General features: G+C 51.5%; 1 tRNA gene and 1 rRNA gene. Both read left to right on the top strand.

Annotation, left to right across the window (positions count from 1 at the left end):
* Positions 1–74 (top strand): 16S ribosomal RNA (locus ACFQW4_RS23640); the annotation flags it as partial.
* Positions 75–162: 88 nt separating this feature from the next.
* Positions 163–237, top strand: a tRNA-Glu gene (locus ACFQW4_RS23635).
* Positions 238–520: the final 283 nt, after the last annotated feature.

The following is a 520-nucleotide window of genomic DNA, read 5'->3' as shown; positions in this document are numbered from 1 at the left end:
CTTTGTGATTCATGACTGGGGTGAAGTCGTAACAAGGTAACCGTAGGGGAACCTGCGGTTGGATCACCTCCTTACCTGAAGATACCTTCCCGCGAAGTGCTCACACAGATTGTCTGATAGAAAGTAATGAGCAAGACGGCTGCGAAGTCGTGACACTATCGTGTCCCCTTCGTCTAGCGGTTAGGACTCCGCCCTTTCACGGCGGCAACAGGGGTTCGAATCCCCTAGGGGACGCCACTTGCTTGGTGACAGGTGAAAGGTGTCTCCACGACGTATCTCAAACGAAGCTTACGAGCTGCGTCTGAGATACTGCTCTTTAACAATCCGGAACAAGCTGAAAATTGAAACGACGTATCGTCTTCATTCTCCGTAATAAGAATGAAGCGGCGATATGTTCGAGTCTCTCAAATGCTTGCAGTCTGCGCGCGTTGCAAAACGCCTGTGGGTTGTGAGGTTAAGCGACTAAGCGTACACGGTGGATGCCCTGGCAGTCAGAGGCGATGAAGGACGTGCTAATCTG

Source organism: Pantoea sp. GCM10028869, assembly GCF_042666835.1.
Classification (GTDB): Bacteria; Pseudomonadota; Gammaproteobacteria; order Enterobacterales; family Enterobacteriaceae; genus Pantoea; species Pantoea leporis.
This window is presented reverse-complemented; position numbering and strand designations above follow the sequence as displayed.